The sequence below is a fragment of the Streptomyces sp. NPDC104371 genome (assembly GCF_055583785.1).
In genome coordinates this window covers 167,821-192,607 of the sequence record NZ_JBVJNF010000001.1, presented here as the reverse complement: position 1 = coordinate 192,607, position 24,787 = coordinate 167,821, and the positions used below count along the sequence as shown (strand labels likewise).

At 68.6% G+C, this 24,787-nt stretch carries 21 protein-coding genes, 2 pseudogenes, 1 CRISPR repeat array and 1 riboswitch; of the genes and pseudogenes, 17 read left to right on the top strand and 6 right to left on the bottom strand.

What is annotated here, in order from left to right; translation table 11 throughout:
- Window positions 1-88 precede the first annotated feature (88 nt).
- The 3 genes from ACZ60T_RS00960 to arsM all read right to left on the bottom strand — a co-directional run bounded on the left by ACZ60T_RS00960 (window position 89) and on the right by arsM (window position 4,237).
- Window positions 89-820 carry a (2Fe-2S)-binding protein gene (locus ACZ60T_RS00960; protein WP_469663277.1) on the bottom strand — a complete coding sequence of 244 codons (732 nt, stop codon included), beginning with the start codon at window positions 818-820 and terminating at the stop codon, window positions 89-91.
- 116 nt (window positions 821-936) lie between these two features.
- Window positions 937-1,058, bottom strand: a riboswitch (cobalamin riboswitch).
- 133 nt (window positions 1,059-1,191) lie between these two features.
- Entirely contained in the window at window positions 1,192-2,736 is a 1,545-nt protein-coding gene (locus ACZ60T_RS00955; protein WP_469664708.1) for a trypsin-like serine protease, read from the bottom strand.
- Window positions 2,737-3,439: 703 nt separating this feature from the next.
- A complete protein-coding gene (arsM, locus tag ACZ60T_RS00950; protein WP_469663275.1) occupies window positions 3,440-4,237 on the bottom strand; it encodes an arsenite methyltransferase in 798 nt (265 codons plus the stop codon).
- A gap of 104 nt (window positions 4,238-4,341) precedes the next feature.
- On the opposite strand from arsM, the gene ACZ60T_RS00945 reads away from it, so the two are divergent.
- The 16 genes and pseudogenes from ACZ60T_RS00945 to ACZ60T_RS00870 all read left to right on the top strand — a co-directional run bounded on the left by ACZ60T_RS00945 (window position 4,342) and on the right by ACZ60T_RS00870 (window position 20,142).
- Entirely contained in the window at window positions 4,342-4,776 is a 435-nt protein-coding gene (locus ACZ60T_RS00945) for an ArsR/SmtB family transcription factor (RefSeq protein WP_469663273.1), read from the top strand.
- Window positions 4,773-5,894, top strand: coding sequence for an ACR3 family arsenite efflux transporter (arsB, locus tag ACZ60T_RS00940; RefSeq protein WP_469663271.1), 1,122 nt, complete (start codon window positions 4,773-4,775; stop codon window positions 5,892-5,894). Before ACZ60T_RS00945 ends, arsB begins: the two co-directional genes overlap by 4 nt.
- Entirely contained in the window at window positions 5,887-6,348 is a 462-nt protein-coding gene (locus ACZ60T_RS00935; protein ID WP_469663269.1) for an arsenate reductase ArsC, read from the top strand. The genes arsB and ACZ60T_RS00935 overlap by 8 nt, the downstream gene beginning before the upstream one ends.
- Before the next feature lie 359 nt (window positions 6,349-6,707).
- Window positions 6,708-7,018, top strand: a pseudogene (locus ACZ60T_RS00930) (helix-turn-helix domain-containing protein); the annotation flags it as partial.
- Window positions 7,019-7,123: 105 nt separating this feature from the next.
- Window positions 7,124-7,471 carry an isochorismatase family protein gene (locus ACZ60T_RS00925; protein ID WP_469664706.1) on the top strand — a complete coding sequence of 116 codons (348 nt, stop codon included), beginning with the start codon at window positions 7,124-7,126 and terminating at the stop codon, window positions 7,469-7,471.
- Window positions 7,468-7,778, top strand: a pseudogene (locus ACZ60T_RS00920) (pyridine nucleotide-disulfide oxidoreductase); the annotation flags it as partial. The gene ACZ60T_RS00925 and the pseudogene ACZ60T_RS00920, both read left to right, overlap by 4 nt.
- A gap of 1,159 nt (window positions 7,779-8,937) precedes the next feature.
- The gene (gene cas3, locus ACZ60T_RS00915) at window positions 8,938-11,868 is read left to right on the top strand and encodes a CRISPR-associated helicase Cas3' (RefSeq protein ID WP_469663267.1); all 2,931 of its coding nucleotides are present in this window, start codon (window positions 8,938-8,940) and stop codon (window positions 11,866-11,868) included.
- 22 nt (window positions 11,869-11,890) lie between these two features.
- On the top strand, window positions 11,891-13,576 hold the full coding sequence (gene casA / locus ACZ60T_RS00910) for a type I-E CRISPR-associated protein Cse1/CasA (RefSeq protein ID WP_469663265.1): 1,686 nt from the start codon (window positions 11,891-11,893) through the stop codon (window positions 13,574-13,576).
- A 20-nt stretch (window positions 13,577-13,596) separates the two neighbouring features.
- Window positions 13,597-14,301, top strand: a complete 705-nt coding sequence (gene casB / locus ACZ60T_RS00905) for a type I-E CRISPR-associated protein Cse2/CasB (RefSeq protein WP_469664704.1) — start codon at window positions 13,597-13,599, stop codon at window positions 14,299-14,301.
- Window positions 14,298-15,521, top strand: coding sequence for a type I-E CRISPR-associated protein Cas7/Cse4/CasC (cas7e, locus tag ACZ60T_RS00900; protein ID WP_469663263.1), 1,224 nt, complete (start codon window positions 14,298-14,300; stop codon window positions 15,519-15,521). The genes casB and cas7e overlap by 4 nt, the downstream gene beginning before the upstream one ends.
- The gene (cas5e, locus tag ACZ60T_RS00895; RefSeq protein WP_469663261.1) at window positions 15,518-16,267 is read left to right on the top strand and encodes a type I-E CRISPR-associated protein Cas5/CasD; all 750 of its coding nucleotides are present in this window, start codon (window positions 15,518-15,520) and stop codon (window positions 16,265-16,267) included. Before cas7e ends, cas5e begins: the two co-directional genes overlap by 4 nt.
- On the top strand, window positions 16,267-17,043 hold the full coding sequence (cas6e, locus tag ACZ60T_RS00890; protein WP_469663259.1) for a type I-E CRISPR-associated protein Cas6/Cse3/CasE: 777 nt from the start codon (window positions 16,267-16,269) through the stop codon (window positions 17,041-17,043). The genes cas5e and cas6e overlap by 1 nt, the downstream gene beginning before the upstream one ends.
- A 4-nt stretch (window positions 17,044-17,047) precedes the next feature.
- On the top strand, window positions 17,048-18,043 hold the full coding sequence (gene cas1e / locus ACZ60T_RS00885; RefSeq protein WP_469663257.1) for a type I-E CRISPR-associated endonuclease Cas1e: 996 nt from the start codon (window positions 17,048-17,050) through the stop codon (window positions 18,041-18,043).
- Window positions 18,040-18,381 carry a type I-E CRISPR-associated endoribonuclease Cas2e gene (gene cas2e / locus ACZ60T_RS00880; RefSeq protein ID WP_469663256.1) on the top strand — a complete coding sequence of 114 codons (342 nt, stop codon included), beginning with the start codon at window positions 18,040-18,042 and terminating at the stop codon, window positions 18,379-18,381. Before cas1e ends, cas2e begins: the two co-directional genes overlap by 4 nt.
- An 88-nt stretch (window positions 18,382-18,469) precedes the next feature.
- Window positions 18,470-19,048: a CRISPR direct-repeat array (repeat unit 29 nt; unit sequence GTGCTCCCCGCACCCGCGGGGATGGTCCC).
- Between the two features lie 82 nt (window positions 19,049-19,130).
- Complete coding sequence (locus tag ACZ60T_RS00875) at window positions 19,131-19,355, top strand: hypothetical protein (RefSeq protein WP_469663254.1); 225 nt, start codon at window positions 19,131-19,133, stop codon at window positions 19,353-19,355.
- Window positions 19,356-19,557: 202 nt separating this feature from the next.
- Window positions 19,558-20,142, top strand: a complete 585-nt coding sequence (locus ACZ60T_RS00870; protein ID WP_469663253.1) for a hypothetical protein — start codon at window positions 19,558-19,560, stop codon at window positions 20,140-20,142.
- Window positions 20,143-20,163: 21 nt separating this feature from the next.
- Here ACZ60T_RS00870 and ACZ60T_RS00865 read toward each other — a convergent pair whose 3' ends face one another.
- Window positions 20,164-22,653, bottom strand: coding sequence for a tyrosine-type recombinase/integrase (locus ACZ60T_RS00865; protein ID WP_469663251.1), 2,490 nt, complete (start codon window positions 22,651-22,653; stop codon window positions 20,164-20,166).
- Window positions 22,650-23,789: a tyrosine-type recombinase/integrase gene (locus ACZ60T_RS00860; protein ID WP_469663249.1), complete on the bottom strand. Its 1,140-nt coding sequence runs from the start codon at window positions 23,787-23,789 to the stop codon at window positions 22,650-22,652. Before ACZ60T_RS00860 ends, ACZ60T_RS00865 begins: the two co-directional genes overlap by 4 nt.
- Before the next feature lie 225 nt (window positions 23,790-24,014).
- Here ACZ60T_RS00860 and ACZ60T_RS00855 point away from each other — a divergent pair, with 225 nt between their 5' ends.
- Window positions 24,015-24,254, top strand: coding sequence for a hypothetical protein (locus tag ACZ60T_RS00855; RefSeq protein WP_469663247.1), 240 nt, complete (start codon window positions 24,015-24,017; stop codon window positions 24,252-24,254).
- Between the two features lie 284 nt (window positions 24,255-24,538).
- On the opposite strand, the gene ACZ60T_RS00850 is transcribed toward ACZ60T_RS00855, so the two are convergent.
- Complete coding sequence (locus ACZ60T_RS00850) at window positions 24,539-24,745, bottom strand: hypothetical protein (RefSeq protein ID WP_469663245.1); 207 nt, start codon at window positions 24,743-24,745, stop codon at window positions 24,539-24,541.
- Between the last annotated feature and the right edge of the window lie 42 nt (window positions 24,746-24,787).

Sequence of the window (24,787 nt, the reverse complement as noted above, 5' to 3'; positions counted from 1 at the left end):
GGGCGGGACAGCGGTGAGCGGGAACGACCGCCGTCCTACGCACGGGGTCCGACACATTCGGGTGCGGACGGCGGGGCGAGCGGCCTGGTCAGCGGGACAGGGCGCAATCTCCGCACAGGGCCCCCTTGCGGCCCGGAGCGGCGCGGTAGATCAGGCAGCAGCTACGGCGCCGGTACGTTCCGCCGGGCGTCCTGGCGCTCGCACCACGCAACGGGGGCCTCTCCAGGAGAAGCGCGGTGAGGGCGCGGGTCCGCGCGGTGACCTCCGGGCGGGACACTGTGATCATGGTCGCCGCTCCGTTGACGGCCGAGGCGGTGTTGCCCCACAGGATGTGCCGGGAGACCGAGAACCGCGCCATGGCGTCGGCGAGTTCGCGCAGCGGGCCGTCCAGCAGGCGGCTGCTCAGGTCGTCAGCGAGCTGCGAGAGCGAGCCCTCCCCGCCGCCGGTGAAGGCGTCGTCAGGCAGCGACAGCGGCAGCGGGCCGCCGAGCACGGGTTGCCACCACAGATCCGCGAGGCCGGGCGCGAGGACCAGACCGTGCAGTACGGCGGCAGCCAGCGCCGGGGAGACCAGCCGTGCGGCCAGCCCCAAGTGTGCGACAGACGCCGCGACCCGCGTCTCGACCGCGGCAGGCGGCTGCCCGCCGGTCGCGGCCAACCGGTCCCGTACGTCACTCACCCGGGCGTCGAGCAGCGGACGGGAGAGTGACTGCCAGGGCTCGGACGGGTGCGTACCGGGCGGGTGGGTCTGTACGGCGAAGAACGGGCCGAACGCGGCGATCTCCTCGATCACCGTGCTCTCCGTAGGGTTGCTGGTCATGCCGGGACGGGGTCCGATTCGTGCGAGGGGGGCGGCATCCGGACGTACGGTGCCGAATCGGGCCTGGAAACGCCACTCAAGGCGAGCCCTCCTTCGGGATCGTGCGTCCCTTTGCGTATGCGGGCGGAGTGAGGGCTCAGTATCTGACTCGCCCGCAACCTCGCGGTGGCGGGCTCACAGTGGCGCGACCGTGCTGGATTCCCACCAGCTTCCTCAAGCCATCACTACGCAGGGACCGTATGGCCCGTATCTCCGGCCGTCAATCCAGCGTGTGCCGAATCGGGGGGCGGAGCAGTGGAGTCGTGGATGTGACGAGGGCGGGTGCCGGGGGAGTCGGTGCGCCCCCCCGGCACCCGCCCTGGCTCACAGTGTCAGCCGATGGTCGGCCACATGCTGCTGCGGGCAGAGAGCTTGCCGTTGCCGTCACCCGGGTACAGGTACAGGCCGCCCGAGCTGTTCACGGCGGCGATGTCGGCCTTGCCGTCACCGTTGTAGTCGCCGCCCATCAGGACCGGGAACGAACCCCATGTCGGGTCGGACCACATGGCGTTGCCGTACTTGAACTTGCCGGTGCTGGTACCGGTGTAGAGGTCGAGCTGCCCGGACTGGGCGATCGCCGCCACGTCGTTGAGGCTGTCACCGTTGAAGTCGCTGCTGGCGATCAGCTTCTTGTTCCAACTGTCGTCGTTCCACGCCTCGCTGCGCGAGCCGTCCAGCACACCGTTCGCAGCCGTGGGGTACGCCCACAGCCGCCCGGTCGGAGCGACCGTGATCAGTCCGTCCCGGGTCCAGCCCTTGGCTCGGTAGGTCGCGATCGAGGGGAACGAACCCCAGGTCGCGTCCTTCCACATGGACAGCGGGGAGCCCAACTGGCCGGTGGCGGTGCCGGGGTAGAGGCTCAGGTTGCCGTCGACGTTGATGGCGGCGATGTCGGCATTGCCGTCGCCGTTGAAGTCGCCGCCGAAGATGCGGGTCTTGCGGCTCCAACTGCCGTCGTGCTTCCACAGTTCGCGGCCGTAGACCAGGGTGCCGTCGGGGGTGGTGTAGAAGGCGTGGATGTTGCCGTCCTTGAGGATGGCGGCGACGTCGGGGCGACCGTCGTTGTTGAAGTCGGCTGTGGTGATCAGGTCGGTGACATCGGCGTGCATGGTCGCCAGCCGGTTTTTGGCGATCCAGTCGGCGAGGTCGTCGACGCGCGTGTCGACGGCTCCGGTGCGGGTCTCGGCCGGGTCGGTTCCCCAGCATCCGCCTTGGAAGGAGCGGGAGTTGATGCCGACAAGACGGAGGGTGGCTCCGCTTCCGGTCATCGCGGGGCCGCCGGTGTCACCGGCGCAGACCGCGGCGCCGTCCTGACCGGTCAGGGGCAGGTCGCCGCCCTGGACGGCGGAGGAGGCGAAGGTGGCGGTGTGCAGCTTCAGCGGCGACCACTCGGTCTTGGTGCGGCCGTACCCGGCCACGCTCACGGAGGAGCCCGCCTCAGGAGGACTGGTGGCGATCTGTACGGGGGTGATGTCGGTGACGGGTTTGTCCAGGCGCGCCAGCGTGAGGTCCCGGTCGCTGCGCGGCACGAGTTGGGTGACCTTACGGACCTGCCCGGCGGTCCCGGTCAGGTCCGTACGCCCGATGGTCGCCGTCGTCGCGAACGTGGGAGCGCCGGCCTTTAAGGACGTCGGGTCGGACGGGTCGCTGGCGAAGCATGTCGACGCCGTCAACAACCACTGCGCGTCGACCAGTACGGCCGAACACGATCTCGTTCCGTCACCTATGTCCAGACGGGCCGTGAACGCATGTGAAGTATCCGTCTCCGGCACGCCGGACACGGCTTGCGCGGCGGGACCGGTCAGAAGTAAGGGCGCGGCGAGGAGAGCGGCGGCGATGACTGCTGTGCGACGGAGGGACGTACGGGGGCGGTGCATCTGATCGTCAACTCTCCAGGTTTGTCGGGTAATTGTCTGACTCATTTCCATCCATTCCAAATGGCAATCCAAGAAGGCTGCCAAGGACTGCTGATGCTGCATAGCGTGCGCCGAAGTAACGGGCCGCCAAAGAAGGATGCATCAGGGAAGTTCATTCCGCCCGCTGTTCCCGGTTACTCGCTTGCCGAGTGCGGCCGAGGCCACGTAGTTCGCTGACCGATGTGCGCGTACGTCGCCGAGGCGTGCACGGCGACGGCACTCGGTCGGCTCGCCGACGCGCTTTCCGACGAGTCGGTGGTGTGGCGGTTGATGCGTATTCGCGGGTATTGGTGAATGCGCTGTGCCGGTAAAAGGAATAGGCCTTGCTCACTGCCTGGGGGAGATTGGCCAGGGCGAGAGCCGTCCACAGCGCGGCAAGTCCTCCGACTGTGGCTACCGGAGCGGCGACAACGACCAGGGCTCCGTAGCGGATAGAGGTACGCCGCGCTGTCGCTGTCGCTGTCGCTGTCGTGCTTCGTCGCGTAGTCGGAGGTCAGAGGGACGGTGGCCTGGCCGACGGCCTGGTTCGGTGTGATGAACGCGGTGTGATGAGCGGCATCACGCCGCGGAGTGCGCCCGCCACCGTGGCGGTGGCGGGGCTGAACACGGCCATGGCGATGGCGAAGGCCGCGAGGGTGGCCGCTCGGGCGCTGTCTCGCTCCGTTCAGCAGCAGGAGCCCGGTGCCGCGGCGGCGGCCGACCCCGTGCCCTCGGTGATGGCCTTGGTCGCGCGGATGATCGCGGAGTGCATGTCGTCGGCGACCGTGTGGGCGGGAGTGATCTCGATGTCGGTGAACCCGGCGGCTTCGAGGCTCGTCCGGTATTCGGTGAAGGAGAGCGCGCCGACGATGCAGCCGACGTAGTCGCCGCGTTCCGCTCGCTGAGCGGGGGAGAGGGTGTCGTCGGCGACGACGTCGGAGATACCGATCCGGCCGCCCGGGGTCAGGACGCGGAACATCTCGGCGAAGACGGCGGGCTTGTCGGTGGACAGATTGATCACGCAGTTGGAGATCACGACGTCGATGGTGCTCGCGGGCAGCGGGACGGCCTCGATGGTGCCCTTGAGGAACTCGACATTGGTGGCGCCTGCCTTCTTGGCGTTGGTCAGGGCGAGGGCGAGCATCTCCTCGGTCATGTCCAGTCCGTAGGCCTTGCCGGTGGGCCCGACGCGGCGCGCGGACAGCAGAACGTCGATGCCGCCGCCGGAGCCGAGGTCGAGAACGCGCTCACCTTCACGGAGGTCGGCGACGGCGGTGGGGTTGCCGCAGCCGAGCGAGGCGGCGACAGCCTCGGTGGGCAGGACGTCCCGCTCGTCGGCGGTGTAGAGGGCGGAGCCGAAGGTGTCGTCGACCTCGATGGCCTGCGGGCCGCAGCAGCCGGTGCCACCCTCGGCGACCTGAAGGGCAGCCGCGGCATAGCGGCGGCGGACGGTCTCGCGCAGGTCGGTGTTCTGCTCGCTCATGACATGACTCCTCGAACGACCGGACTGAGCAGCCCGGATGGGACTGTATTGACGTTCCTCGATGCAAGGTTGCGCCTTGAATCGAAGTTCGTCAACATAGAAGTATGTCGAAACAAGAGCTTGTGGTGCTCGACCAGGACGACGAGGCCGAGGGGTGCTGCCCGACGCTGCTGAGCGCTCCGCTGGGCGAGGAACAGGCCGCGGAGCTGGCGCCGGTGTTCAAGGCCCTGGGCGACCCGGTGCGGCTGCGGCTGCTGTCGATGATCGCCTCACAGCAGGGCGGCGAGATCTGCGTCTGTGATCTGACTCCGGCGTTCGAGCTGTCACAGCCGACCATCTCGCATCACCTCAAGCTGCTGAAGCAGGCCGGGCTGATCGCCTCCGAGCGGCGGGGCACGTGGGTGTATTACCGGCTGCTGCCCGAGAAGACGGACCGCTTGGCCGCGATCCTGACCCGTCCCGGCGACCCGAAGGATCAGCCCGGTCAGCCCCGCCAGCCCCGCCAGCCTCGCGGCGATTCGGCCGGGGCCGTCTCGTGAGCCAGGAGACGACGGCCGCTCCGTCGGCCTCGGTGGCCAGGCGGCTGTCCGTCGTGGACCGGTACCTGGCCGTGTGGATCGTGCTGGCGATGGCTGCCGGGCTCGGTCTGGGCCGTCTGGTCCCCGGTCTGGGCGACGCGCTCGCGAAGGTGACCGTCACCGGGGTCTCGCTGCCGATCGCGCTGGGCCTGCTCGTGATGATGTATCCGGTCCTGGCGAAGGTCCGTTACGACCGCCTGGACACCGTCACCCGCGACAAGCGCCTGCTGATCCCGTCCCTGGTCATCAACTGGGTCCTCGGTCCGGCCGTCATGTTCGCCCTGGCCTGGCTCTTCCTCCCGGACCTGCCGGAATACCGGACCGGGCTGATCATCGTGGGGCTCGCCCGCTGTATCGCCATGGTCATCATCTGGAACGACCTGGCCTGTGGTGACCGCGAAGCCGCCGCCGTCCTGGTCGCCCTGAACTCCGTGTTCCAGGTGGTCGCGTTCTCCGCCCTGGGCTGGTTCTATCTGTCCGCCCTGCCCGGCTGGCTCGGCCTGGAGCGGACGACGCTGGACATCTCGGTGTGGGAGATCGCCCGTAGCGTGCTGATCTTCCTCGGCATTCCGCTCGTCGCCGGGTTCCTGACCCGCAAGCTGGGCGAGAAGACCAAGGGCCGCCACTGGTACGAGACACAACTGATCCTCCGTATCGGCCCGTTCGCCCTGTACGGGTTGCTGTTCACGATCGTCGTGCTGTTCGCCCTGCAAGGCGACGCGATCACGTCACAGCCGTGGGACGTGGCGCGGATCGCGCTGCCGCTGCTGGTGTACTTCGCCGTGATGTGGGCCGGGTCCATGGCCCTGGGCAGGGCCGTGGGCCTGGAATACCCCAAGGCGACCACGCTGGCGTTCACCGCCGCGGGCAACAACTTCGAACTCGCCATCGCGGTGGCCATCGCGACGTTCGGCGCGACCTCAGGACAGGCCCTCGCCGGCGTCGTCGGCCCCCTCATCGAGGTGCCCGTGCTGATCGGCCTGGTCTACGTCGCGCTCGCCGCCCGCCGCTACTTCCCCACTCCTGAGCCCCCGTCAGCCCCTCCGGCTGCACCCAAGGAAGGCCTCACCCATGTCTGACACCGCCCCGAAGCCGTCGGTGCTGTTCGTGTGCGTCCACAACGCCGGACGCTCGCAGATGGCCGCCGCCTTCCTCACCCACCTAGGCCAAGGCAAGGTCGAGGTCCGCTCGGCCGGCTCCGCCCCGGCTGACACGGTGAACCCGGCCGTGGTCGAGGCGATGGCCGAGGCCGGGATCGATATCTCCACCAAGACACCCAAGGTACTGACCAACGAGGCCGTGCAGGCGTCCGACGTCGTGATCACCATGGGCTGCGGGGACACCTGCCCCGTCTTCCCCGGCAAGCAGTACGTGGACTGGAAGCTGGACGACCCCGCCGGGCAGGGCGTCGACGCGGTCCGCCCGATCCGCGACGAGATCGAGAACCGCGTCCGCGACCTGCTGAACGAACTACTGACCGAGGCGGCCCGGGAACCCTCGGACGACCCTGTCAGCCCCGACCGCCTCCCGTAATCGGCGGTTCTCGACTTCGAGGACGTCCGGTGTAGTCGGGGCTGTTCGGCGAGTCGCCGAAGGGTGATCGCGCCGCTGGCGCGGACGAGAACGGTCTGCTCGAACGAGGGGCGGGTGCTGGAGAATTGGTGCGCCCGGCTACCCACCCTGGCCCGTTGTGCCGCTGAATACGCTTTGTCGGTAAAAGGATTGGGTCATGCTCCCTGCGGCAGCGGGTGCGCGTCAGTGCCCGCTGCTGTAGCAGAGCACACCGGAGGCAACTCGCCAGAACAGATCCCCCACTTACTGGACTGGTCGCTGAAGGCCGGGTCCCACGCGTTGATAGGTGGGCAAGAGGCGCAGTTCGGTGAACTGCCAGGGGATTCGCCTACGCGTCCCACTCCCGCGAACGCAGCCTCACCATCGAGCTGGTCAACCGCGAACTGGCGGTCCAGACACGGTGGTGCTTCACCCGCCAGATCCAGCAGATGGTCGAGGACGGGCAGGACCCCCTTCATACCCGAGCGGTACGGCTGGCGCTTCCTGCGCACCGCGTACTTCCGGCTCACCACAGCCCGCGCCCCAGGAGACCGCGCAACACGTCCTGATGCGCGAGGCCATCATGAAGACCAGCGGGCTGGCCGAACGGCCGCGCGCCGCGCAGGACGCTCTACGCGAGAGCATCGGCTGAGAACACGGGGCATGGAGAGACGGCGGATGGACGCTGGCAGCGTCGCGCTGGTCGTGATCGACACGCAGAACGGCCTCGTGAACCACCACAGCCGCCACGTCTTCCATTGGCACCGGCCCCAGGGACCTCCCGCGACCGACATCGTCCCCGATCTCGCTGAAGCCGCTGCCCACGACCGGGTATACGCTCTTCACCCCCGAGGCCACCGAACTGATCCGCCAGGCTGGCTGGACCGACCTCGTCTTCTGCGGAATCGCCACCGAAAGCTGCGTCCTGAAGTCCGCCGCCGACGCCGTCGAGCACGGAAACGCACTCTGGATCGTCACCGACGCCTCCGCAAGCGACGCCGGCCTCCCCGTCGCCCGCCGTCTGATCGGAACTGGCCAACTCGCCACCTCCGGGCACGTGATGGGACAACTCACTGCGTACGCCGGGGCCCCGGTGCTGGAATAGCCCTATGGCCCGCCACTCAGGACACCGACCTGGTCATCATCGGCGGCGGCCCGGTCGGCTGCGCCGCCGCCCGCATGGCCGCCAGCGTCGACCTGCGCTCGATCCTCGTCGAACCGGACACTCTGTGCCGCGACCTCTACCGCATCCCGGCCCTGAACAACGTCCTCGGCGGCTACCCCGCCGGACCGAAACTGGCCGACTCCATCACCACGGAGCCAAAGAGCGCGGAACTGTGCCGCCTCGAACTCGGTCACCATGCCACCGAGCTCCGCGCACGGTCACGGTGGACACCGGCGCCCGCCTCACAACTCGCGGAGCGAAACGCGAAGTTCAGTGGATATGCCGGAATTCCTGAAAGTGTCGAAAAACGTGCCTGCCCGGTGGTAAACACACAGGTCATGCAGTCTGCTCCCCGTGCCCGCGGGGATGGTCCCAGGTCCGCGCCCGTCCCCTGCTCGGCGGGCACCTGCTCCCCGTGCCCGCGGGGATGGTCCCAGGTCCGCGCCCGTCCCCTGCTCGGCGGGCACCTGCTCCCCGCGCCCGCGGGGATGGTCCCACACCGCCGTGCCCGGAGTGCTCGACCGCGACCTGCTCCCCGCGCCCGCGGGGATGGTCCGAAGGCGCTGACATCGATGCTGCCGTAGTCGATCTGCTCCCCGCGCCCGCGGGGACGGTCCCGACCGGGCCAGCCCCGAAGTCTGGGCGCTTCACTGCTCCCCGCGCCCGCGGGGATGGTCCCGACGTGGTGGTCGCCTACGGATTCACGGCGCCCTGCTCCCCGCGCCCGCGGGGATGGTCCCTCCAGCGTGTCGAGCTTCTTGGATTCGAGGACCTGCTCCCCGCGCCCGCGGGGATGGTCCCGAGTGGCGTGTCACCACCGGGGACCCGAGCGTCTGCCCCCCGCGCCCGCGGGGATGGTCCCCAGGGCACGTTCACCGTGTCTGCCTGGTTGCTCTGCTCCCCGCGCCCGCGGGGATGGTCCCTGCCGTGCGTGTGCGGGGAGCAGCTGGCCGCCTTCCTCATCATCGTCATGGGCCTGGGACCATCCCCGCGTGTGCGGGGAGCAGCGTCGCGTCCCGCCCGACGAACCGTCGACCGGGGGACCATCCCCGCGTGTGCGGGGAGCAGTCGCCCGAGGTCCGGCGCGGGGGCGGTCTGCCGGGACCATCCCCGCGTGTGCGGGGAGCAGCGTGGTCGCGGTCGCCGAGCGCCCACGTGACGGGGACCATCCCCGCGTGTGCGGGGAGCAGGCTGCGTGACCTGTGCTTCTGTCACGCAGCGCGTGGGGTTTCCGGCACTTCCAAGGATTCCGACATATGTCCCATAGTGTGCCGTTCGGTCCTTCGGGATGAGCTGACGGTGCATTTTAGAGTGCTTTTGGATGATGGCTGAGCGGCTTGAGGAAGATCGAGTCGATTTCCGTGGAAAGCGCCGCGAGCTGGGCTTTCTGCGTGTAGTCATCTGGCATGGAACGTGAGAGGGACGGGGAGGGCCGTTCGGGGCTGCATGGCCGGTTGAGCTGTCTGGCTCGGCTTGCCTGGGCGAAGTACGACCGGCAAGGCGACGGCTGGCTGCCGTTGTGGCGGCATATGGAGGACAGTGCCGCCGTGGCCGGGCTGTTGTGGGATCGGTGGCTGTCGGCGAACGTGCGTCGTCTCGTATCGGAGGTGCTGCCAGAGGGCGAGGAGGACGCGCGGCGGCTGGTGGTGTGGCTGGCCGGGGTGCATGACATCGGGAAGGCGACGCCCGCGTTCGCGTCTCAAGTCGATCCGCTGGCTGACGTGATGCGGGCCGCGGGTCTGGAGATGGGGACACGTCGGCAGCTCGGGCCGGATGTTCGCTTGGCGCCTCACGGCGTGGCCGGGCAGTTGCTGCTGACGCAGTGGCTGGAGGAGCGGCATGGGTGGACCGGGCGGCAGTCCGGTCAGTTCGCGGTGGTGGTCGGCGGGCACCATGGCGTGCCGCCGGATCACGGTCAGTTGAAGGACCTGGACGACCGGTTCCACCTGCTGCGCTCGCCGGGCGTGAGTGAGAAGTTGTGGCAGCAGGTGCAGGACGATCTGCTGGACGCCTGCGCCGACGAATTCGGTGTGCGCGAACGGCTCGCGGCATGGCGGTCGGTGAAGCTGCCGCAGCCGGTGCAGGTGTTGCTGTCGGCTCTGGTGATCGTGTCCGACTGGATTGCCAGCAACACCGACCTCTTCCCGTACTTTCCCGATGCCGCCGGGCAGAGCAGTGAGGAGCGGGTCGCGGCGGCGTGGCGAGGGCTGCAGTTGCCGCCCGGGTGGCAGGCCGAGGAGCCGCCCGTGGACGTGGGGGAGCTGTTCCGTAGCCGGTTCGATCTGCCGGTGGGTGCCACCGTACGGCCGGTGCAGGAGGCGGCGGTGCGGCTGGCGCGGTCGATGCCGGAGCCGGGTCTGCTGATCGTCGAAGCACCGATGGGAGAAGGCAAGACCGAGGCGGCGCTGGCGGTGGCCGAGGTGTTCGCCGCTCGCTCGGGCGCGGGTGGGGTGTTCTTCGCGCTGCCGACGATGGCGACGGGGAACGCGATGTTCCCGCGGCTCCTGGAGTGGTTGGACCGGCTGCCCGCAGAGGAAGGCACCAACTGGTCCGTGCTGCTGGCGCACTCCAAGGCCGCGCTGAACGAGGACTTCGCGGACCTGATGCGTGCGAGCGCGCATCGTATCGCCGCCGTCGATGTCGATGTCGACGCGGGTGACTATCGATCGACGTGGCGACCCGCGCGCGATGAGCGTTCCGCATCGGCGGACCTGGTGGCCCATGCCTGGCTACGGGGCCGGAAGAAGGCGATGTTGTCGTCGTTCGCCGCAGGCACCGTGGATCAACTGCTGTTCGCCGGGTTGAAGAGCCGTCACCTGGCGCTGCGTCATCTGGCCGTTGCGGGCAAGGTCGTGCTGATCGACGAGGCGCATGCGTACGACACGTACATGAGTACGTACCTGGACCGGGTGCTGTCGTGGTTGGGCGAGTACCGGGTGCCGGTCGTGGTGTTGTCGGCGACGCTGCCGGCTGCGCGGCGGCGGGAGTTGGTGGAGGCCTACGCGGGAGCGGGGCCGGTGGCCGCCGAGGGGGCGCGGTTTGAAGCGGTGGGCCGGGCGACGGCGTATCCGCTGCTGACGGCGGTGGCGCCGGGCGGGACCCCGGTGGTGGAGTCGCCCGCGGCGTCCGCTCGCGGGACGGAGGTGCGCCTGGAGCGTCTCGACGATGATCTGAAGGTCCTGGCGGACCGGCTGGCCGTCGAGTTGGAGGGCGGCGGGTGTGCGCTGGTTGTCCGCAACACGGTGAAACGGGTACTCGAGACGGCGCGGGTGCTGCGTGAGCGGTTCGGCGCGGATGCGGTGACGGTGGCCCACTCGTGCTTCGTAGACGTGGACCGGGCCGCGAAGGACGCCGCCCTGCTGGCCCGGTTCGGGCCGCCGGACCGTGCCGTCGAGCGACCGCGCGGGCCGCACATCGTGGTGGCCAGTCAGGTTGCCGAGCAGTCCCTGGACGTCGATTTCGATGTACTGGTGAGTGATCTGTGCCCCGTGGACCTGCTGCTGCAGCGGATGGGCCGCCTGCACCGGCACCAGCGCGGCAAGGGTCAGTCGGAGCGGCCGGTGCGGCTGCGGACGGCACGGTGTCTGGTGACCGGTGTGGACTGGTCGGGGGCTGTGCCGGTGCCGGTGCGGGGGTCGGTCGCGGTGTACGGGGCGTATGGGCTGCTGCGGTCGGCGGCGGTCCTGGTCGAGCATCTCGACGGGCGGACGGTGCGGTTGCCGCAGGACATCAGCCCGCTGGTGCAGGGCGCCTACGGGGAGGGCTGTGCCGCTCCGGCCGAGTGGGCGGAGGCATTGCAGAAGGCGTTCGTGGAGTACGAGGCGCACCGGGAGGACCAGGCGGCGCGGGCCGGTGTGTTCCGGCTGGACGCGCCGGGCAGGCCGGGGCGGCCTGTGATCGGCTGGGTCGCGGCGGGTGTGGGGGACGCGGACGATACCCGGGCCGGTCGGGCGCAGGTCCGTGACGGCCGGGAGAGCCTGGAGGTCGTGGTGGTGCAGCGGCGGCCGGACGGTTCGCTGGCCACCGCGGACTGGATCGCTGACCGCATGGCGGGGCTGGAGCTGCCGGTGGACCGGGCGCCGTCGGCGAGGGCGGCGAAAGCGGCGGCTTCGTGTGGGCTGCGGCTGCCGGTGCAGTTCTCGTACGCGGAAGTGATGGACCGGGCGATCGCGGAACTTGAGCAACTGTACGTTCCGGCTTGGCAGTCGAAGGAGTGCCATTGGCTCGCCGGCCAGCTCGTTCTCGTGCTGGACGCCGATTGTCAGACCCGTCTGGCAGGGTTTCATCTCCGATACAGCCCTATGGACGGACTGGAGGTGACTCGTGACGGGACGTGAACGGCCCTTGGGGGAGAGCCGGTTGTCGTTCGATCTGACGGCGCGGCCGTGGATCGGGGTGCTCAGGCGGGACGGCACGAAGGACGAGGTGTCCTTACGAGAGGCGTTCGGCCGGGCCGGTGAGCTGCGCCGGATCGTCGGGGATGTGCCTACGCAGGAGTTCGCGCTGCTGCGGCTGCTGCTCGCGGTCGCGCACGACGCGTTGGAGGGGCCCCGAGACCTCGACGAGTGGGCAGAACTGTGGGCGGACAAGGACTGCTTCGCGCCGGTGGCCGCCTACCTTGATGAACACCGCGGCAGATTCGATCTGTTGCACCCGAGCATGCCGTTCTTCCAGGTGGCCGATCTTCGGACGGCGCGGGACGAGGTGTTCTCCCTCAACCGGATCGTTGCCGATGTCCCCAACGGGGAGCCGTTCTTCACCGCCCGGATGCCGTCGGTGGAGCGGCTGGACTTCGCGGAAGCGGCCCGCTGGTTGGTGCATGCCCACGCCTACGACACCTCTGGCATCAAGACCGGTGTGGTGGGCGACAGCCGGGCCAAGGGCGGCAAGGTGTATCCGCTCGGTGTCGGCTGGGCCGGCAGTCTCGGTGGCGTCTTCGTGGAGGGTGCGACGTTACGCGAGACGCTGCTGTTGAACCTGGTCGCGGCTGACACCGCAGGTCTGGAGTCGAACGAGGACGACCGGCCTGCCTGGCGGCGCGAGCCGTGCGGGCCCGGGGCGGCCACCGATCGTCGGCCGTCCGGGGTGAGGGACGTGTACACGTGGCAGACGCGGCGGCTGCGGCTCCACTTCGACGAGACCGGTGTGCAGGGTGTCGTGCTCGGTTACGGTGATCCGCTCGCCCCGCGCAATCTGCACACCCGCGAGCCCATGACGGCTTGGCGGCGCAGCCCCGCGCAGGAGAAGAAGCTCGGCCGGACCCCGGTGTATCTGCCGCTGGAGCATGACCCGGCGCGGGCGGTGTGGCGGGGGCTGTCCTCGTTGATCGCGGAGCGGCCGGTGGCCACTCAGGGCAGCGAGGCCGCGGCCCGGCTGCGGCCCGGCATCCTGGAGTGGGTTGCCCGCCTTGCCACCGAAGGTGTATTGCCGCGTGGGTTCCTGATCCGCACGCGGGTAGTGGGCGCCGTCTACGGCACTCAGCAGTCCGTGATCGACGAGATCGTCGACGACCGCCTGTCCATGGCTGTGGTGCTGCTGCACCGTCAGGACCGGGCTCATGCGCGGCAGGCCGTCGATGCCGTGACGGACGCGGAGAGAGCCGTGACCGCGCTGGGTGACCTGGCGACCGATCTGGCGAAGGCGGCCGGCTCGGAGCCTGAGGGTGCCCGCGCCAGGGCAAGGGAACGCGGGTTCGCCACGTTGGATGATCCCTACCGGCTGTGGTTACGGAACCTGGCCACGGCGCCGGATCCGCACGCGGAACGCGTCAGGTGGCAGCAGGAGGTCCACGGTCTGGTGGGCCGACTCGGATCCCGTCTGCTGGCGGAGGCCGGTGACGCGGCGTGGGAGGGCCGGATCGTCTCGTCCGCCAAGGGCCCGGTGTGGCTCAACTCCGCTTCCGTCGAGGGCTGGTTCCGCTACCGGCTCGGCACCGCTCTGGGTTGGCCCGACCGCTCCGGCACCGGCTCCCGCGGGACCCCCGAGGGCCCCGGTCCGGAGGTCGTGTCCGGTACCGACTTCCCCGTTGAAAGGGCTCTCTCGTGACCACCGCCACCGGCCTCGACATGACCATCACCAGCCTCGACATGCCGGAACGCGTCCGGCAGACCGTCGGCGACCACATCGTCCGCCTGCAGCGCGGCTACCTGGCCGATGAGAGCTACGCGGTCGGAGCTTTGGCCCGGCTGCGCCGGGGCGCGGGCAAGGAACCCCACCAGGTGCCCGATCTGCTGGGCCTGGTCGACACCGGCGGACTCTACGACCCTGCCCCCGACAGCGGCCGTCGCCCGCGCGAGGAGGATCTCGCCCGCGCCGAAGACGCCGTGCACGTGGCCCTGACCTTGTGGGCCTTGCACCAGCAGTCCCGGAGCACCGGCATGCACCAGCCCCACCACCGCGACAAGCCCGCCGGTCTGGGTGCCGCGGTCCGCCGCCTGATGCCCGCGGGCGACATCGACGAAGCCGTCCTGAAGCGGCTCATTCGCGCAGGAACCGCCCCGCACCTCGGCGCCCTCGCGCAGCGGCTACGGGAGATCGTCATGCTGCTGCGCCGCGACGACCTCCCCATGGACTACACCCTGCTGGCCGGACAGCTGTATCTCTGGCAGCTACCCGGCGGCCGGGAAGCCGTACGCCGCGCGTGGGGCCGCTCCTTCCACGCCTACCGCGCCTCGAACAAGAACGGTGCAGGCACCGAGGGCCCAGCCGGGACCACGTCTGCTGCCACGACCGACCCCGACTCCGATTCCACCGTGAAGGACGCCTCGTGAACCGCCTCTTCCTCGATGTGCACGCCCTGCAGACCGTGCCGCCCAGCAACCTCAACCGCGATGACACCGGGGCCCCCAAGAGCGCGGTGTACGGCGGCGTTCCGCGGGCCCGGGTCTCCAGCCAGGCGTGGAAGCGTGCCACCCGCGCCTGTTTCACCGACGAGCATCTGCTCGACCCCAGCGAGCTGGGGGTGCGTACGAAGAAGGTCGCCGAGGTCGTCGCCGCTCGCATCACGGCCCTTGACGAGTCGATCGACGAGGCGGACGCGCTGCGCCTGGCGGCCGTTGTGGTCGAGACCGCCACTGGGTCGAAGATCGAGGCGCCCAAGCGGAAGACCAGTAAGGCGAAGGGGAAGTCCGAGGACGCGGACGAGGCCGCCGGGGGCGAGGCAGCGCCCCAGTCGAAGTACCTGATGTTCCTCAGCTCCCGTCAGCTCGACGGTCTGGCCGCGCTCGCTGTCGAGGGTGCCGCAGACATCGCCGGGTTCTTGAAGGAGAAGGACAACAAGGCTCAGGCCAAGCAGGTGGCCGACACCCGGCACTCGGTGGACATCGCCTTGTTCGGTCGGATGGTCGCCGACTCCGCCGACTTCAACGTCGATGCCGCGGCCCAGGTGGCCCATGCCATCAGCGTCCATCGCGTCGACATCGAGTCCGACTACTACACGGCGGTCGACGATGAGAACACCGATGCTGAGAGCGGCGCGGGGATGATCGGCACCGTCGACTTCAACTCCGCGACCCTCTACCGTTACGCCGCCGTCGGAGTGCACCAGCTTGCCGCCAATCTCGGCGAAGGGCTGCGCGAGGACGAGCCTGTGATCACGCCTGTCCGGCGCGCTGTCGAGGCGTTCGTGCACGCCTTCGTCGCCTCCCTGCCCAAGGGGAAGATCAACACGTTCGGGCACCACACGCTGCCCGACACCGTCGTCGTCAAGCTCCGCACCACCCGCCCGATCAGCTTCGTCGCCGCCTTCGAGGAACCCGTCACCGCCGACATGAACGGCGGCCACCTGCGGGAGGCCTCCGCCCGCCTGGCCGACTACATCCCGGAGATCGAGCGGGCCTACGGTGACGACGCCTCCACCCAGACCTGGGTGCTGCGCATCGGGTCCGCCACCGACAAGCTCTCCGGCATCGGCGCGGAAGTACCCAGCCTGCCCGCGCTCGTCGAGGCGGTCGGGCAGAGCGTTGCCGAACGCATGGAGAAGCCCGCATGAGCGTGCTCACCCTGCGGTTGGCCGGCCCCCTGCAAGCGTGGGGGGCCTCGGCCCGGTTCGCCCGGCGCACCACTGAGTCGGCCCCGACCAAGAGTGGCGTGATCGGCATGCTCGCCGCAGCCCAGGGCTTGGACCGCGGCGACGACGCAGCCCTGGCCCGGCTTGCCGCGCTGCGCTTCGGCGTCCGCATCGACCAGCCCGGGACCCGGGTGCGGGACTACCAGACAGCTCAGCATCAGATCACCGGCAAGTCGATGCCGGTCTCCGAGCGCTACTACCTCGCCGACGCCGTCTTCGTCGCCGCCCTCGAAGGCGAGCAGACACTCCTCGAGGAACTGGACGCCGCCCTTCAGGCACCCGTGTACGCGCCCTACCTCGGCCGCCGCTCCTGCCCGCCGGCCCGCCCCGTACGACTTGGCCTGCATCACGGGCTCGGCCTCCGGCAGGCTCTGCGCGAGGAACCCTGGCAGGCCGCCGCCTGGTACCGCAAGGGACACCGCCAGGACGTGACCGTGTCCGTGAGCGTCCTACGTGAGGCCGAGGCCGACGAGGACAGCGCGGACACGCTGCGCGACCAGCCACTGAGCTTCGCGGCCGAACACCGCCGCCACGCCCTGCGCACCGTCGTCACCGAGACCGTGGACCTGTCGAACCCCGACCGCGAACACGCCTCCGCCTCGGCGCCCGAGCACGATCCGCTCGCCGCACTGGAATGGCTGGAAGAGCTGGAAGAAGAGACCGCCTGATGTACCTGTCACGATTCCGGTTCAACACCGCGCGGCCCGGCGCGCGGCGCCTGCTGTCCTCCCCGCAGTCCCTGCACGCGGCCGTGATGTCGTCGTTCCCTAACCTGCTGCCCGCAGACCCGGCCGCTCCGACAACGGCCGACGGGCAGCGCGTGCTGTGGCGGCTGGACCGCAACAAGCCGGCCGAGGTCTTCCTGTACCTGGTCAGCCCCGACCAGCCCGACCTGACCCATCTCGTGGAGCAGGCCGGCTGGCCCGCAGCGTCCCAGCCGGGCAAGCCCGGCTGGCAGACCCGCCCCTATGGCCCCTTCCTCGAACGGCTCGCCCCGGGCTCCGTCTGGGCGTTCAGGCTCACCGCCAACCCGGTTCATCACATCCGCCGCAAGGACGGTGAACCGACCAAACGCACTGCGCACATCACGCCCGTGCACCAAATGAAGTGGCTCCTCGACCCAGCCCGGCAAGAACGCGCTGGCTTCCGCGTCGTCGAGAAGCCCGATGCCGAACGGCTCCTGCCGGACGGCACCACCCACACCGGCCACCCACACCACGGCGACCGTTACGAACTCACCGTCCGCGACCAGCGCCACCTGTCCTTCTCCAAGTCCCGCGGACCCTCGAGGTCCCCGGTCAGCCTGGTCACCGTCACCTACGACGGCCGTCTCGAAGTCACCGACCCGCAGCGACTGCGTCGGACCCTTGTCCAGGGCCTGGGCAAAGCGAAGGCATATGGCTGCGGACTGATGACGCTCGCTCCGCTCACGTCGGCAAGGTGAGCCAGTGACAACGGTCGGACAACGCAGCACCCTCACCCCACGCCACCTCACCCGCACCGGCGAGCGAACCTCCTTCGTCTACCTGGAACGATGCGTCGTCCACCGAGACGCCAACGCCATCACAGCCGAGGACGCCGATGGCACCACCCACATCCCGTCCGCCACCATCGGCACACTCCTCCTCGGACCCGGCACCCGCATCACCCACCAGGCGATGAGCGTGCTCGGCGAGACCGGAGCCGCCGTCGCCTGGGTCGGCGAACACGGTGTCCGCTACTACGCCGCAGGACGAGCCCTCACCCGCTCCTCCGCCCTCGCCGAAGCCCAGGCCCTGAAGTGGGCCAACCCGCGCACCCGGCTCGCGGTCGCCCGAGCCATGTACCGACTACGCTTCCCGGACGAAGACCCCGCAGGCCTCACACGACAGGGACTCCTCGGCCGTGAGGGCCGCCGCGTCAAAGCCTGCTACCAAGAGCACGCCGCACGAACCGGCGTCCGCTGGCACGGCCGCAGGTACACCCCCGGCGACTTCACCAGCGGCGACGCCGTGAACCAGGCCATCACAGCCGCCGCACAGTGCATGTACGGCATCGCCCATGCCGTCGTCGCCTCCCTGGGCTGCAGCCCGGCACTCGGTTTCGTCCACTCAGGCCACGAACTGTCCTTCGTCCTCGACATCGCCGACCTCTACAAGACCGAGATCGGCATCCCACTGGCTTTCGACGTCGCAGCCGAGGACGAACAGGACGTAGGAACCCGCACCCGCCGCGCACTTCGCGACCGGATCAACGAGACAGCGTTGCTCAACCGCTGCGTCGACGACATCAAACGCCTTCTCCTGCCGGAGGGCGGCACGCGTCCGGCAACCGAAGACCTGGACCAAGTGACGCTGCACAGCGACCACGGACGAGAGGTCCCGGCAGGCCGCAACTACGCCGCAGACGACGAGAACTTGGCCGACATCGACGGAGGACTCACAGACCGGGCGAGGCTCTGGTGACCGTCATCATCCTGACCAACTGCCCACCTGGCCTGCGAGGCTTCCTCACACGCTGGCTCCTCGAGATCTCACCGGGCGTCTTCATCGGCAACCCGTCAGCGCGCGTACGCGACGTTCTGTGGAACGAGGTCCGCGAGTACGCTGGCCAAGGCCGCGCACTGCTCACGCACACAACCAACAACGAACAGGGCTTCACCTTCCGAACCCACGACCACAACTGGCACCCCACCGACCACGAGGGCCTCACCCTGATCCGCCGCCCGAACACCCCGTCAGCGGCTGCGCCAAAGCCCGGCTGGAGCAAGGCATCCAAGCGCCGCAGATTCCGCACGAGCTGACCGGATGACCGAAGTGCGAAGTATGCCGGAACCAGCGAAAGTCATTGAAAACCAGGCGCTGCAATTCCAAAACAGCAGATCACGAAGTGTGCTCCCCGCACCCGCGGGGATGGTCCCCGCTCTCCGACATCAACAGGGGTGATTGCCACGTGCTCCCCGCACCCGCGGGGATGGTCCCTGTTGAAGCTTGGCGTATGTCGGCCGACATAAGTGCTCCCCGCACCCGCGGGGATGGTCCCTCGCTGCATCCCGGCCGAGGGCGGCCGGGATGGTGCTCCCCGCTCCCGCGGGGATGGTCCCTCGGCGTTGTAGGCGAGGATCGTCCGGCCCTTGTGCTCCCCGCACCCGCGGGGATGGTCCCCAAGGCGAACGGCACGGTCTGGCTGGGAGAGGGTGCTCCCCGCACCCGCGGGGATGGTCCCGCGTCATCGACCTGACGCAGGCCGCTCTGCTCGTGCTCCCCGCACCCGCGGGGATGGTCCCATGCTGCCCGGATTCACACCTCTCGTCCAGGCGTGCTCCCCGCACCCGCGGGGATGGTCCGACGCCAGTTGCGAACCTCCCCATCCTGTCGGCGTGCTCCCCGCACCCGCGGGGATGGTCCCTTGGTGGAGACACTGCGCGGACTCGTCTCGAAGGTGCTCCCCGCACCTGCAGGGATGATCCCGAGGCGCCCGTTTCCCCGGGCAGGCAGCCGTCCCTCTTCCGAACCTCCTGTAGCAACAGCACCCCGCTGCTACGCTTCCGGCATGGCGAAGAGCATCGAGGTTCCCGTGGACGACGCGGCCTATGCGGTGCTCGAGGCTGAAGCCGAGCGCGTCGGCATTACCGTCCCTGAGTTGGTCGGGAAGGTACTCGCCCACGACGTCGGCAAGCGCCGATTCCTCACCGCCGCCCAGCACTTCGCCACCGCCTGGGGCCCCGCCTTCGACGAGGAGTTCGGGCCGGTCCGCCCCGACGGTGCTGCTGCGTGATCCTCTACATCGACCGGGCCTGGCTCCTCGACATCGCTCATCAGCGACTCAGCACGGACCCGGACGTCACCGACTACGGCTTCTCTGAACTAACTGAATAGCCTCCGAGTGAGGGATGCACGTTCGCACTTCGCCTCCGGCGAGGTGCTTCTTTGTTTCTGAGGTCGGGTCTGTGTCGGTGGCTCCTGTTAGGGTCCGCGCCGTGACCTCAACCGATCATCTGCTCGCATTGATCCGGGACACCCCGGACGTCGCTGACCTGCTCCATTCCTCCTTCGAGTTCGGCATTTTCCGCAATGAACACGGTGAGGCGGTCCGCGCAGCCTCCGGTGCATCGTTGGAGCCCATCGCCGGTGACTGGGCCGGCGGGACCTTCTTCCTGTGCCATGACGAAGACGGGCGACGCCCCGTGATGTATGCCAGCTCCGAGGGCCAGGGCGGGCTGATCGCCGATGACTTGAAGCAAGCGTTGGAGATCATCACTGGTCTGGCTGTGTGGCAGGACTGCCTGAAGTTCTCAGGCGGCGGAAGGCTGGAGGCCATGGAGGCCGCTGCTGTACTCCTCGAAAAGGATCGAGTCAGCGATGAGCCTGAGATCGTTGAGTATCGGGCGCAGGTTGCTGGGGCCTTGTCGCTGGACAGGGTGCCTGTGTCCGAACTCGTCGCCCGACTGAGGAATGCGGTGATGAGGACGGAACCGAACCACCTGGTAGTCACCGAGTCGGGGGATGAATACGACTCTCTTTTTGGAGAGTTCGTGCCCACCGACAACCCGGGCTGGCGATGAGCCGAGCCTGGGCTCGCTGCGTCAGTCATCGTCTGCTGAGGGTTCCGGGCTGGTGACGGTTCGCCCGACCACCCGGCTGAGGTCGGGCATGCCGAGGTGGACGGCGGAGCGGCCGTCGAGCTGGGCGAGCTTGGCCTTCGCCCCATCGAGGCTGACTTGGAGGCCGACGACTTCCCCGCGCCAACCTTCACGTTCGGCTTCTTCGATGCGGGCAATCAGGTTGTCGCGGATCTCCACCAGGCGGGGCCGCTGGTCGGGGTCCGGACGGAGCATCGAACAGCGGACGCACGCGTGTTCGTGGATGCAGGCGGTGCCATAGGCGCGGCCGCAGGTGCCGAGGGAGACCTTGCGGAGTTCGAAGTGCCCCAGGAACTCCTGCCATTCTTCGTTCGTGGGGATGCGGTATTCCTCGCTGGGCCGCACGGACCGGCGCCGGGCGATGAAGGCGCGGTGCTGTTCGATCGCTTCCTGGGGGTAGATCGCCTTGTAGCCCATTGTGGTGTTGATGTCGCGGTGGCCGCAGATGATCTGGGCGATGTGGGGCGGCAGGCCGTTCATGATCATGTCGGTGACGAACATCCTGCGGAAGTCGTGCGGGGTGAGCCGTAGGGGATTGCCTTCGGGGTCGGTCAGGCCTTCGCCCTGGAGGATGTCGTTGATGAACTTGCGGAGGACGGTCCCCGTGACCGGCCGGTCCTCGGTGCCGAGCTTGTATTGGAACAGTAGTGGGAGGGGCGGGTTCCAGACGCGTTCGTGGGTGTCGTAAGCGCTGATGAGCGGGATGGCGCCGCTGGCTCCGCGGACGCGGCTGACGATGGTGCTGAGGGCATCGGCAAGTTCAGGACTGATCAACAGGAGTCGCTCGGTGTCTGTCTTGGACGGCGCGATCTGGAGGAGGGGGACGAGTTCACCGGTGGTGGGCAGCCGGTATTGCACGAAGCTGTGATGGTTGAGCTCGTGTAGTTCTTCGATCCGGATTCCGGTGTGCCGCAGGACTTCGATCGAGGCCCAAGCCCAGAAAGTGGCGTGCTCCTCGTGGGTGAGGTTGCGCACTGCACCCGTGGCGGTGTTGGTCACGCGGATCGTGTTTGCGTCTCGGTGGACGGTGGTTGGCCGCAGGTAGGTGATGCCTTCGACGGTGAGAGTGGTGCCGGGTTCGGTCTCCTCAGCTGCGGCCAGCAGATGGGCGGCGGTTCTGCGACGGCGCTCTGCGATTGCGACCACGGTCGGTAGTAGGGGTAGCCGATGACGGGTGCGCTGGTGGCTGCGAGCCCGGGCGCGTTCGAGCTGCTTGCGCTGGCTGACTTCGTGTGCACGGATCGGGCAGGGGGCGACATGTGTTGCCCAACGGGCCGGCTCCTCGGCGGCCCATTGAGCAATGTCCAGGTAGAAGGCCCGCACCAGGGTCAGGCAGTGGTTGACGTTGGTCCGTGGCTCTTTGATCTCGCTGAGGCGGCCGTCCGCTCCGCGGGCAGGTCGGGTCTTGAACATGATGCGCTGCTTCCAGGCCGCGGCGACATCCGGTGGCACGTCCAGCGAGTCGATGCCGGGATGGTGTTCTTCCAGGTTGCGCCAGAACAGCAGGCCGATCGTGTAGGAGAGCGCTTTGAGGGTCGTGTAGTCGAGCGCCGCCTGGCGTTCCTTCAGGTACTCGACGAGGAGGTCCCGGACGGGACGGCAGCGAATGCCGTAGCGGTCGATGAGCTGCTCGCATGTCATCTGGCCTTGAGCCGCGCGGAAGGCTCGAGCGCTCAACGGCGCGTCGGGCGGGAAGGCCCCGTAGCCCACGAGGAGTTGGTAGAAGAGCGTTTTGCCCTGGCCGCCCCTTGAGTGCGTGGTGTCTTGAGTGTCGAGGATCTCGATGCAGTCGCCGACAGTGATGTCGGCGACCGTCCCGCCCTTGGTGGCCAGGATGGTCGCGATCCGCTTGAGGGCGACGTTGGAGGCGAAGCGCCGCGGCACTGGCGTCATGCTCGCGACCTGGTCTCGCAGGCGGGCGACACCCTCAGGGTCGCGGATCTCCTCCATGGCGGTGGCCAGGCTGGTGAAGGGCTGGCTGAGCATCCACTGCATGCTGGGCCGGAAGGCATCCGCGCAGATGAGCCGGCGAAGGCCCGTGCTGAGGTCCTTGAGGCTATAGCTCTTGTCCCAGCCGCGGGCTTCCAGCCAAGGCTCTGCCAGCGACTTCCAAGTGTCCTGGCCCAGATGTTCTTCGGCTCCGGAGGCGAGCCACTTCTCCTGCCAGTTCAGGCCCGGGTGCATGCCCAGCCAGCCGAGCACCGCCGCGACGCCGCGACGGACGCTCGGCAGCGTACTGGGCCGCACCCCTGTGCAAAGCAACTCGACCAGGTCCTCAGGTGATTGCTCGGCCGCTGGCCAGGAAGCAGGGTTGGCGCGGGCAGGGTAGCGGGCCCGAAGAGCAGCCTGGCTCTGGGCGCCGATACTGGGCTCCTCGCGTTGCTCTGGCAGCCGCAGCCCGGTGCGACGAGCGACGGTCCCGGTCCTGTTCACGGAGTCACCCGCCCGAACAACACATCCAGACTCTCGGACGAGTAGCCAGGAGCCGGGGGCGGCGCCTGCCGGGCGGCGGCGTTCGCCTCCTGCCGGGCATGATGAGCCAGAACGTTCTCGATCACCTCGTCGCCAGTGGGCGTCATGTAGATCTGAGTGGTCGTCAAGCTCGCGTGACCCATAACCCACTGGACGTCGACGAGCGGGATCTTCGGATCCCTCGACATGCGGTAGCAGGCCGAGTGCCGCAGGTCATGGAGGGTCCAGTTGGATCCTAGGTTTCCGTTCACGCGCTCGAACATGCGGTGAGCCGCGTGATAGGTCAGCGGCCGCAGCGGTCTGCGCAGAGTCCACCACAGCCGCCGGGACCGTCCCTTGGGCAGCAGGCCCCGTAGCTCAGCCTGGTAGAGCCGCAGCCAGACGAACGCGTCGGGTGAGGCGGGCAGCGGCTGGACCGCTCCGGAGCCTTTGCGGACCACGCTGATCAGTTGCTGGCCGGGGTCGGCGTCGCAGAACCGGGCACCCAGCAGCTCGGAGGCACGGGCTCCAGTGGAAATCCAGAACGCCACCAGAGCACGGTCGCGGTTCGAGCCGAGCGCGGCGAAGATCTCGTTGAAACGCTCGTCCGGGATCATCCGAGGAATCCGCTTGGGAACCTTGGGCCGGTAGCGGCCCTGACGCTCGTTGCGGAACAGGTCCATCGGGTTGTGATGGGCGTTCGCCCTCTCTCTGGTGCGGTCCCTGACCAGGGGGAACGGGTTGACCAGCGGCCCGGTTCCGGCCTCTTGATGGAACTCGTAGAACTTCCGCAGCACCGTCTCGGTGTGAGCCCGTGTAGACGCCTGATACTTCCGGCCCGGCCTGGGCTTGCCCGTCACCGCGTTCACCGAGCCCTCCGACCGTCGCGGTGAGCCGCCGGTTCGCGGTATATCCGTGTGCTGCAGCCAGCGCATGAAATCCCGGGCCTCCACTCGGGTTGCCCGACCCCACCCGACCTCAACTGCTGCCAGGAACCGCCACCATCGCAACAGTCCGTTGCCGTACGCGTGCACGGTCGACGCGGACCGGTGGCATCCCAGCAGATCCCGGAAGTACTCCGCCACCGGCTCAACCGTCGCCCCGGAGGCGTCCACCATCCGGTATGGCTCCCATTCGTCCCCCGTCTTCAGCAGCTTGCCGACTTGAGGGACGACCAAGGCCGACAGATCACGTACAGGCGTCTCTGACTTGCTCATGGACGGACTAACGCCCGGATCTCAGGAACGTCACCTGACCTGCGAAAAGAAGAGAACTAGTTCAGTTAACGTGGCAGCCTCGCCGCGGCCGTCGCCCGGCACGCCGATCAGGTTCTCGACGTCCCCGTGTACGCCGAACCGCACCACCGGGCAGCAGCCCTCATGCACCAACTGGTCCGCGTACCGGCGCTGGAGACACGCAACGAGTTGTTCAGCGCGGTCGTCGCCGCGGCGTACCTCACGGCGAGCGGTCTGACGGTGACGGTGGGTGCGAAGGATGCCGCCGCGCTCGCCGCCCGGGTCCGCGACGGGCTCGACGTACGCGACCTCGCCCACGAGATCAAGCAGGACTGGATCACCGGCTGAACCGGGCTGTTCCGAAGCGTCCTGCCGGTCCCGCTCCACGCCGGGCCTTCTCGATCTCCTCGTCCAGCGCCATACGGAGACGGTAGCCACGCCTGCCGACCGGCAAGCTCCGAATGGCCAACTCCCTTATGTTGCAGGTGATTTACCCCCGTTCGGGCGCGTCCCCGTTCCGGTGCGAGCCAAACCCTGCTCGCGCAGTCGCTCCAGCCGCGCTGCGGCCAGCAGCACACGACTTCGGCACCGCACCCAGATACAGCAGGGGTACTGGGCCGAGGCGCGCTGACTCAGGACGGGTTCGGAACTGTCCGGTCGCGGTGCTTGTTCAGCAGGTCCGTCAGCTTGGCGAGTTCGTCCTGCGGCATCTTGTGGATCACAAGTTGCGCGGCGAAGACCCCGTCGTCGTACGGGAACTTCTTGTTGCCCACCGCCCGCAGGTACTTGATGGGCTCCTGCCCGATCCGCTGCTGCAACTCGGGCGTCAGGTTCAGCAAGGCGAGGCGTTGGGACACCCAGCCCTGCGACTTGTGGAGCCG

Bases quoted from the DNA above. Each gene is read 5' to 3' on its own strand.
- ACZ60T_RS00955 (WP_469664708.1), bottom strand. From the start codon at position 2,736: ATGCACCGCCCCCGTACGTCCCTCCGTCGCACAGCAGTCATCGCCGCC.
- ACZ60T_RS00875 (WP_469663254.1), top strand. From the start codon at position 19,131: ATGGCGAAGAGCATCGAGGTTCCCGTGGACGACGCGGCCTATGCGGTG.
- ACZ60T_RS00960 (WP_469663277.1), bottom strand. From the start codon at position 820: ATGACCAGCAACCCTACGGAGAGCACGGTGATCGAGGAGATCGCCGCG.
- casB (WP_469664704.1), top strand. From the start codon at position 13,597: ATGACCATCACCAGCCTCGACATGCCGGAACGCGTCCGGCAGACCGTC.
- arsM (WP_469663275.1), bottom strand. From the start codon at position 4,237: ATGAGCGAGCAGAACACCGACCTGCGCGAGACCGTCCGCCGCCGCTAT.
- ACZ60T_RS00945 (WP_469663273.1), top strand. From the start codon at position 4,342: ATGTCGAAACAAGAGCTTGTGGTGCTCGACCAGGACGACGAGGCCGAG.
- cas5e (WP_469663261.1), top strand. From the start codon at position 15,518: ATGAGCGTGCTCACCCTGCGGTTGGCCGGCCCCCTGCAAGCGTGGGGG.
- cas6e (WP_469663259.1), top strand. From the start codon at position 16,267: ATGTACCTGTCACGATTCCGGTTCAACACCGCGCGGCCCGGCGCGCGG.
- ACZ60T_RS00860 (WP_469663249.1), bottom strand. From the start codon at position 23,789: ATGGTGGACGCCTCCGGGGCGACGGTTGAGCCGGTGGCGGAGTACTTC.
- ACZ60T_RS00935 (WP_469663269.1), top strand. From the start codon at position 5,887: ATGTCTGACACCGCCCCGAAGCCGTCGGTGCTGTTCGTGTGCGTCCAC.
- cas3 (WP_469663267.1), top strand. From the start codon at position 8,938: ATGGAACGTGAGAGGGACGGGGAGGGCCGTTCGGGGCTGCATGGCCGG.